This window comes from Natronospira sp., from assembly GCF_007134575.1.
GTDB lineage: Bacteria > Pseudomonadota > Gammaproteobacteria > Natronospirales > Natronospiraceae > Natronospira > Natronospira elongata.
This window is the reverse complement of sequence record NZ_SLKM01000134.1, coordinates 1-7,159: the sequence shown is the minus strand read 5'-3', so window position 1 is coordinate 7,159 and position 7,159 is coordinate 1. Positions and strand designations below refer to the sequence as shown.

Genomic DNA, 7,159 nt, shown 5'->3' with positions numbered 1-7,159 from the left:
CGGTGACAGTTTCGGCCTTGGTCTGGTCGTGGGCTCTGCCTTTGATGATTCCGCTTCGATCGAGGAAGTGTTCGCCTATGTGCCGTTTTCCTTCCCCCTGGCGGATGGCAACTGGATTGTTCATGTCAATCTTGGTGTCCTGCAGGATCAAGCCGGTGATGACGATGAAACCAGCGGATTTTATGGGGTTGGCTCTCAGCTGGCCATTGGTGGCGGTGTCGAGTGGATCGCCGAGGTGCTGGACAGCACGGAAGACGACACCTTCGCCCAGACTGGCTTCCGCTTTGCCCTGGGTCAGACCGATGGTGTCCTCGACCTGAGTTATGGCTGGAACCTGGATGACAGTGATGATGACTGGGTGACCTTGGGTTTTGCCTGGGAATTTTAAGTCGATTACAGAACAACGAAACAGGGAAGCGGCCTGACCGCTTCCCTCCCCATTGGCGGGAGGTGAAAAATGGAAGAAAACAAAGATCTTCTTATCGAAGTGCGCGAACTGATTGCCCAGGAGAAGTGGGCTGAAGTCAAAAGCCTGCTGGAAGACCAGCATATCCAGGATGTGAGCTATGTTCTCTCCGAGCTGGACGAGGAAACCCAGACGCCCATCTTCAAGGCCCTGGATCGGCCACTCTGGGCTGAAGTGTTTGCCTATCTGGAACACAATGATCAGATTCGACTGCTGGATGCATTGAGTCAGGAAGAAGGCCGCTTCATCCTCCAGAACATGGCTGCAGATGATCGGACGGCGTTTCTGGAGCGTCTGCCCGAGGAGGATATGCGCAATCTTCTGCGTCTGTTGCCGCCCAGGGATGTGAAGCAGGCGCTGCGCCTGCTGGGGTATCCGGAAGAATCCGTCGGTCGTCTGATGACGCCCCACTTCGTTGCCGTGCGCCCGGAATGGAGCATTGCTCAGGCCATGGAGCATGTGCGCCAGCAGAGCGAAGAAGGCGAAACCGTCAACGTCATCTATGTCACCGATGACAATGGCCAGCTCCTCGACATGATTGAGCTCAAGCGCTTCATTCTCGGCAAGCCCGAGGAGAAGGTTGAGCAGATCATGGAAGACACTGTGGTCAGTGTAACCGTGACCGAGGACCGGGAAGAGGCAGTCCAGAAGATTCAGCACTACGATATCGAGGCCTTGCCGGTGGCGGATGACAGAGGCCGCCTGGTGGGTATTGTCACCGTCGATGACGTCCTGGACGTGGCAGAAGCCGAGAGCACCGAGGACTTCCATAAGATGGGTTCCGTTGGGGTGCTCAATCTGAACCTCAACCAGGCCAGCCCCTGGTTGTTGTTCCAGAAGCGGATCGGCTGGTTGCTCATCCTGGTCTTCGTCAACATGTTCGCCGGTGAGATCATCGGTGCCTATGAAGAAGCGATTGAGGGTCTGTTCGTGCTGATGACCTTCCTGCCCCTGGTAGTGGATAGTGGTGGCAATGCCGGCACCCAGTCGGCCACGCTCATGGTTCGAGCCCTGGCGACCGGTGACGTGAAGATGCGAGACTGGCTCAAGCTCTTCGGCAAGGAGCTGGGTGTCGCAGCTGCCCTCGGTACCGCCATGGCCGTGGCCGTTTTCCTGGTGGCCTTCTTCTGGCGCACCGAAATGGCCCTGGATGTTTCCATGGTCATCGCCTTGGGGATGATTGGTGTGGTTGTTGTGGGTTCCCTGGTGGGCATGCTGCTGCCCTTCGTGCTGACCCGCCTCAACCTGGATCCGGCCACTGCCAGTGCCCCCTTGATCACTTCGATCGCGGACCTGGCGGGGATTGCGATGTACTTCTTCATCGCCGCTGCGGTTCTTGGCTTGTCGGTCTAGCTGCCTGACCCAGCTGGCGAAAAGAAAAGCCCGGCCTTTGTGCCGGGCTTTTTTTAGAACTGCGGATAATGCCAGGGGGCTAGAACGTTCCGGCATCGATAAAACCGAACAGAACCGCCGCGGCCAGAAGCCAGAGATAGAAGGAGAAGACCCGAAGGCGGGCACGGTAGAGGAGGGCGAGGACCAGCTTCAAGGCCGCTATCCCGACCACGGCGGCGGTAATAAAGCCCACGCCGAGGGCGGCGAGGCTCATGCCATTGAGGCCATCCCCGGTGATTACTTCAACGCTCTGCACCAGCGTGGCGGCCATGATGGTGGGGATGGCCAGGAAGAAGCTGTACTGGGCCGCCCAGCGGCGCTTCACGCCGGCCAATAGAGCAAAGGTGATGGTCATGCCGCTGCGGCTCAGGCCCGGCACCAGGGACAGGCCCTGGGCAAGGCCAATCCAGGCCGCGGTGCCCAGGCGAATCTTTTTCAGGCCAATGGGAAGATGGCGCAGGCGGTCTGTCCACCAAAGCAGAACGCCGGTCAGGGTCAAGGTGCCGGCGACCAGCAGGGGATTGGCGAAGAAACGCTCGAAGAAGAACTTGAAGCTCAGGCCAATGATGCCGGTGACCAGTACCGAGAACAGACAGAGCAGGAACAGGCGAAGGAAGAGGTAGTGCCAGGGAGCGTGGCCCCGGTCACTCAGCCACTGCCAAGTGTCGCTGAGGATGCGCCGCACGAACTCGATCAGGCTGTGCCAGAAGACCACCACGATGGAGACCAGGGTGCCAACATGCACCACCAGGTCGAAGAGGATCATCTCGGCGCTGTCCGGTGCCGGCAGTTCATGGCCGGCACCGATCAGCCAGTGCTGGGCGATCACCAGGTGAGCCGTTGAACTCACCGGGATGAACATGAAAAGGCCCTGGATGATCCCCAACAGCAATGCAATCCACAATGCCATGATTCGTTCTGGCTCCCTTGGGCAGTTAGCCTCGCAGCCTAGCGATTATCTTCATCCGCTGCCAGCTTCAGCCCTGATTGAAGCCGGCTTCCCAGAGCACCCAGGCGCCGATGGCAATGAACAACAGGGCTGCCAGCACACGCACCGTGCGCATGGGGATTCGGTCAGCGAACTTGTGTCCCAGCCAGATCACGGGTGCATTCACCAGCAACATGGCGAAGGTGGCGCCCATCATGACGGGGATGATGGTCTCGAAATGGGCCGCCATGGCCATCGAGGTCAGCTGGGTCTTGTCGCCAATCTCCATGAGGAAGAAGGTCACCATGGCGGTGATGAAGGCCCCGCGCCCCGTTTCCCGGGGGCGGTCATCGGTGTGGACCCGTTCCGGGATCAGCACCCAGATCCCCATGCCCACGAAAAGGGCACCGACGATCCAGCCCAGAATCTGGTCATCCACGAACTGGCCCAGGCTCATGCCCACACCGGCAGAGAGCCCATGGATGCCGATAGAGGCCACGGCCAGGCCCCCGAGCACGGCCCAGGGCTTGCGGAACTTGACGGCGAGCAACAGGGCCAGGAGCTGCGTTCGGTCGCCCAATTCGGCCAGGGAGACCGCGGCGAGACTGAGGAAAAAAGCTTCGATCATGAGAAATCCTTCAGGGAGCCGGCATCCAGACGCAATGACACCACCCTGCCGCCGGCTCCTGTCGGGGCAGAATAGTGCCAAAGGTCTTGCCAGGCCGTGGTGGCTGCCCGCGCCATGGTCTGTGGACCAAGTCTGTTGACGCGAGCCCCCGTGGGAGCGGGGCGGCTACTCCCCAATGGCAATAGGGCTTGGATTCTAAGGAAAAGCCCGGTCCCGGTCAAAGCGTCGCGCCGGGCAGTTCTGCCTGTCACAATATGCGTCTTAAATGCCGATGGCCAAATTGTTCTGAGCAAGGGGGATATGAATGGATATTGTTCTGGTGGCTGCGATGACGCGCAATCGAGTCATTGGCAAAGAGGGTGGCATGCCCTGGCATCTGCCGGCAGATCTGGCCCATTTCAAACGGGTGACGCTGAACCATCCGGTGGTCATGGGGCGCAAGACCTTCGAGTCCATCGGCTTTGCCCTTCCGAAACGCCGCAACATTGTCGTGACCCGTCAGGAGAATGCCGTGTTCAAGGGGGCAGAGACGGCTGCGTCATTGAGTGAAGCGCTGGAAAGGCTCGCCGGCACCGAGACCGTAATGCTAATTGGTGGGGGACAGCTGTACCGGGAGGCCTTGCCTCTTGCCACCCATATGGAACTGACTTTCATTGATGCGGAAATCGATGGGGACACCTGCTTCCCGGAATGGCCCGTGGATGAATGGCAGGAAATCAGCCGGGAACATCGCCCCGCCGACGAGAAGAATCCGCATAATCTGGATTTCGTCAGCCTAAAACGTATTAAGGCTAGCTAAGGAACCTCTGATTAATTTAAATTAATCAGAGGTTCCCAAAAGCTCATCCCAAAACAACACAGTAATCGTCTTTTCCTTGGCGCCTTGGCGCCTTGGCGACTTTGCGTCTTTGCGCGAGCCTGTTCATTCCCTGACTCGCCTTGCATCATTCAGGCGATAGAAGAGGCCGTACTCGTCTTCTTCCAGTACCTCCAGCTCACCCTCCAGCAGAACGGCATCCCAGGTGAAGCGGATGGAGTCCCTCGCCCGGGTTTCAATGATGTAACCGGCGCCGGCATTCAGGCAGTAGGGGCAACTGGGGGGCAGGGCAGTGAAGAGAAACTCATCCATCCGCTCCTGGTTCTGCATGGGGAAGATGAAGCCCTTGATGCGGATGGTCTCTCCATTCATATCCTTGACCGCAGCGGGGAAAATCGGCCGCAGATGACTCCTGCCATCAATGACTTCGATCTCCTCTTCCACGCTACCCAATAAATCCCAGGAAACCGCCCCTTCAGGTGTCGTCGGTACCTGGTGAGCATAATCATCGAACGTGGCGTCCTCTGGCGGTGGCTCGGTGGCCAACTCGTCATCACTGAGCTGGGCCATCGCCTGTAGCGTGCTTAGAGTGAGTGTCAGGCCCAGAATGCCAAGGGCAAGAATCCGGCGCTTATTCATTTAATATCCACGTCTCAAGGTATTGGCGACATTGATCCGGCTGGCCAGCCAGGCGGGCAGGATAGCCACCAGCAGTCCGGCAAGCAGGATTCCCCCGGTGAGCAACCATTGCCCATCGGCCCAGTACCAGCCTGTAAGAACGATGGACCGTCCGGCCTCACTGAATGCACCCAGCAACTCACAAGCCAGATGGCCCAGCGCCAGCCCCGTCAGCAGACCGGCGAGGACCATGAGTAGTCCTTCCAGCAGGGTGATTCTGAAAAGCAAGCCGGGGCCCCCGCCCATGGCCCGCATGACAGCCAGGTCGTAGCGACGTTCCCTCAGATTTTGATAAAGAAGCGTGACAACGCCCAACAGCGAAGCGCCCACCAGAATGACCGCGAACCAGGCCATTCCGTCCACTACCGGGCGCATCATGGCGAACAGGCGGGCACTCTCATGGGCCGGTCGGGCGGCCTGCCATGGCGTGTCACCATCAATCATCTGGGGTAGTCGGGCTGCAGCCATAGGCGAGGCGTACTGGACGAGGATGGCAGTGACTTCATGACCTTGATCCTCATCAACATGGCCATGTCCATTGTCATGGCCGTGGTCGTGGACTGCCCAGACGCTTTCCACCGATGTAAGAATCAATCGGTCCAGTACGCTGCCTGTTCGCTCCAGCACGCCCACAACCTCATAGGGGTGCTCGCCGTGCACCGGCCCGCCATCGCCAAGCCCATGCATCCCTTCGAACTGGTCGCCCAGACCGAGTCCGGTGCCTTCTGCCGCGGCGGCGCCCACCACGGCTTGAAAATCGCCTGCCCAGAATCCGCCTTCACGCAGTTCGGCCTCGTAGAGCTCGGCATAGGCGGGCTCCGTCCCCACGATCCGGTAGCCATGATAATTGTCACCGAGTGCCAGCGGGATGGTTCGTTCGACGGCCCGCTCTTGATGGATCCGTTCCCGTGCGTCCAGCGGGAGATTGCCGATGGGAACGTCCAGGTGATAGACACTGGAGAGAATCAGTTGCATGGGGCTACCCGCCGGGCCCACCACCAGGTCAATGCCCTGGGCATCTCGGCTCATGCGATCACGAAGTTGCTCCTGACCGATCAGCAGTAACACCACCATGCCCACACCCAGGCCCATGACCAGGGCATTGATCAGAGTCTGCAAGGGGCGCCGCCAGACTTGTCGCAGGGCCAGTGTGAAACTGTTCATGTCTGGCCGCTCCTGTTGGCGGGCTCGGCCAGATAGGCATCCAGGGCCAGGCGGTGGGAGAACTGGTCTCGGATGCGATTGTCGTGGCTGGCCACCAACAGGCTGGCCCCCTGGCCGGCCGCCTCGCTGAACAGCAAGGCCAGCACCGATTCGGCATTCCGGTCATCCAGGGCCGAGGTGGGTTCGTCGGCCAGAATCAGCTTGGGTGCATGGATCAATGCCCGGCCGATGGCTACTCGCTGTTTTTGCCCCTGGCTGAGTTGATTGGGGTAATGGCGGGCTTGATCAGACAGCCCCAGACGGTCCAGCCAATCCATTGCATGTGCTCTGGATTGCCCCCGTCCACCCAGCCAGCTGCCCAGACGCAGGTTATCTTCCACGGTGAGCCCTTCCAGCAGGTGAAAGTCCTGAAAAATCAGCCCGATATGCTCGCCCCTGAGGCGATCCCGACCGCGCTGGCCAAGCTCCGACAGTGCGGTCCCATTGACGGACAGTTGTCCGCTGAACTGGCTGTCCAGCCCGGCAATACAATGCAGCAGGCTGGTCTTGCCGCAGCCGGAAGGGCCGCTCATCAGGCCGTATTCGCCCTGGGGCAGGGCCCAGTGGGGGATGGCGAAAAGGGGTCGATTCCCTTGCCAACAGCGAAGGTCATTGAGGCTTACGGCATCCATGGCAGCGCGCATTCTCTGGGCATGATGAGTGTGTTATATTGTAACGATAATATTTTGAGGCACAATGGTCTGGTGTCAAAGTGCAGGAGGAAAGCATGGCTTCCCACGCCCATGATCATGAGCAATGTATCAGCGAGGCCCTCGGCAGTGCCGAGCGGGTCTGTGCCCAGCGTGGCGCCCGCCTCACTCCGCTTCGCAAGCGGGTGCTGGAGCTGATCTGGGAAAGCCATGAGGCCATGAAGGCCTATGATCTATTGGATCGCCTGGGGCAGGAAGGTGGCAGTGCCAAGCCCCCGACTGTGTATCGAGCCCTCGATTTCCTGCTCGCCCAGGGTCTGGTTCACCGCATAGAGAGCGAAAATGCCTATGTGGGTTGCCGCCACCCCGAGCGGACCCATGAGTTTCAGCTCCTGAT

Annotated in this window: 8 protein-coding genes, 1 pseudogene and 1 riboswitch; of the genes and pseudogenes, 4 read left to right on the top strand and 5 right to left on the bottom strand. The window is 59.6% G+C overall.

What is annotated here, in order from left to right; translation table 11 throughout:
* A pseudogene (locus ACJWXQ_RS05230) lies at window positions 1-388 on the top strand (hypothetical protein); the annotation flags it as partial.
* Between the two features lie 69 nt (window positions 389-457).
* A complete protein-coding gene (gene mgtE, locus ACJWXQ_RS05225) occupies window positions 458-1,819 on the top strand; it encodes a magnesium transporter (protein WP_346052576.1) in 1,362 nt (453 codons plus the stop codon).
* A 79-nt stretch (window positions 1,820-1,898) separates the two neighbouring features.
* Here the strand turns inward: mgtE and ACJWXQ_RS05220 are convergent, their stop codons facing one another.
* Both ACJWXQ_RS05220 and ACJWXQ_RS05215 read right to left on the bottom strand, forming a co-directional pair.
* Window positions 1,899-2,768: an undecaprenyl-diphosphate phosphatase gene (locus ACJWXQ_RS05220; protein ID WP_406672315.1), complete on the bottom strand. Its 870-nt coding sequence runs from the start codon at window positions 2,766-2,768 to the stop codon at window positions 1,899-1,901.
* A 67-nt stretch (window positions 2,769-2,835) separates the two neighbouring features.
* Window positions 2,836-3,414, bottom strand: coding sequence for a TMEM165/GDT1 family protein (locus ACJWXQ_RS05215; RefSeq protein ID WP_406672314.1), 579 nt, complete (start codon window positions 3,412-3,414; stop codon window positions 2,836-2,838).
* A gap of 16 nt (window positions 3,415-3,430) precedes the next feature.
* Window positions 3,431-3,600: riboswitch (yybP-ykoY riboswitch) on the bottom strand.
* A 118-nt stretch (window positions 3,601-3,718) separates the two neighbouring features.
* Here ACJWXQ_RS05215 and folA point away from each other — a divergent pair.
* Entirely contained in the window at window positions 3,719-4,213 is a 495-nt protein-coding gene (gene folA / locus ACJWXQ_RS05210) for a type 3 dihydrofolate reductase (protein WP_346052571.1), read from the top strand.
* Between the two features lie 123 nt (window positions 4,214-4,336).
* Here the strand turns inward: folA and ACJWXQ_RS05205 are convergent, their stop codons facing one another.
* The 3 genes from ACJWXQ_RS05205 to ACJWXQ_RS05195 are packed head-to-tail and all read right to left on the bottom strand — an operon-like array spanning window position 4,337 to window position 6,744.
* Window positions 4,337-4,870 carry a hypothetical protein gene (locus ACJWXQ_RS05205; RefSeq protein ID WP_406672313.1) on the bottom strand — a complete coding sequence of 178 codons (534 nt, stop codon included), beginning with the start codon at window positions 4,868-4,870 and terminating at the stop codon, window positions 4,337-4,339.
* Window positions 4,871-6,073 carry an FtsX-like permease family protein gene (locus tag ACJWXQ_RS05200; protein ID WP_346052567.1) on the bottom strand — a complete coding sequence of 401 codons (1,203 nt, stop codon included), beginning with the start codon at window positions 6,071-6,073 and terminating at the stop codon, window positions 4,871-4,873.
* A complete protein-coding gene (locus ACJWXQ_RS05195) occupies window positions 6,070-6,744 on the bottom strand; it encodes an ATP-binding cassette domain-containing protein (RefSeq protein ID WP_346052565.1) in 675 nt (224 codons plus the stop codon). The genes ACJWXQ_RS05200 and ACJWXQ_RS05195 overlap by 4 nt, the downstream gene beginning before the upstream one ends.
* A 95-nt stretch (window positions 6,745-6,839) precedes the next feature.
* Here ACJWXQ_RS05195 and ACJWXQ_RS05190 point away from each other — a divergent pair.
* Window positions 6,840-7,159 (top strand): transcriptional repressor (locus ACJWXQ_RS05190; RefSeq protein WP_406672312.1); only part of this gene is annotated, 320 nt, incomplete at its 3' end.

Excerpts from the sequence above, each read along its gene's own strand:
- mgtE (WP_346052576.1), top strand. The coding sequence starts at position 458 with ATGGAAGAAAACAAAGATCTTCTTATCGAAGTGCGCGAACTGATTGCC.
- ACJWXQ_RS05220 (WP_406672315.1), bottom strand. The coding sequence starts at position 2,768 with ATGGCATTGTGGATTGCATTGCTGTTGGGGATCATCCAGGGCCTTTTC.
- ACJWXQ_RS05215 (WP_406672314.1), bottom strand. The coding sequence starts at position 3,414 with ATGATCGAAGCTTTTTTCCTCAGTCTCGCCGCGGTCTCCCTGGCCGAA.
- folA (WP_346052571.1), top strand. The coding sequence starts at position 3,719 with ATGGATATTGTTCTGGTGGCTGCGATGACGCGCAATCGAGTCATTGGC.
- ACJWXQ_RS05205 (WP_406672313.1), bottom strand. The coding sequence starts at position 4,870 with ATGAATAAGCGCCGGATTCTTGCCCTTGGCATTCTGGGCCTGACACTC.
- ACJWXQ_RS05200 (WP_346052567.1), bottom strand. The coding sequence starts at position 6,073 with ATGAACAGTTTCACACTGGCCCTGCGACAAGTCTGGCGGCGCCCCTTG.
- ACJWXQ_RS05195 (WP_346052565.1), bottom strand. The coding sequence starts at position 6,744 with ATGGATGCCGTAAGCCTCAATGACCTTCGCTGTTGGCAAGGGAATCGA.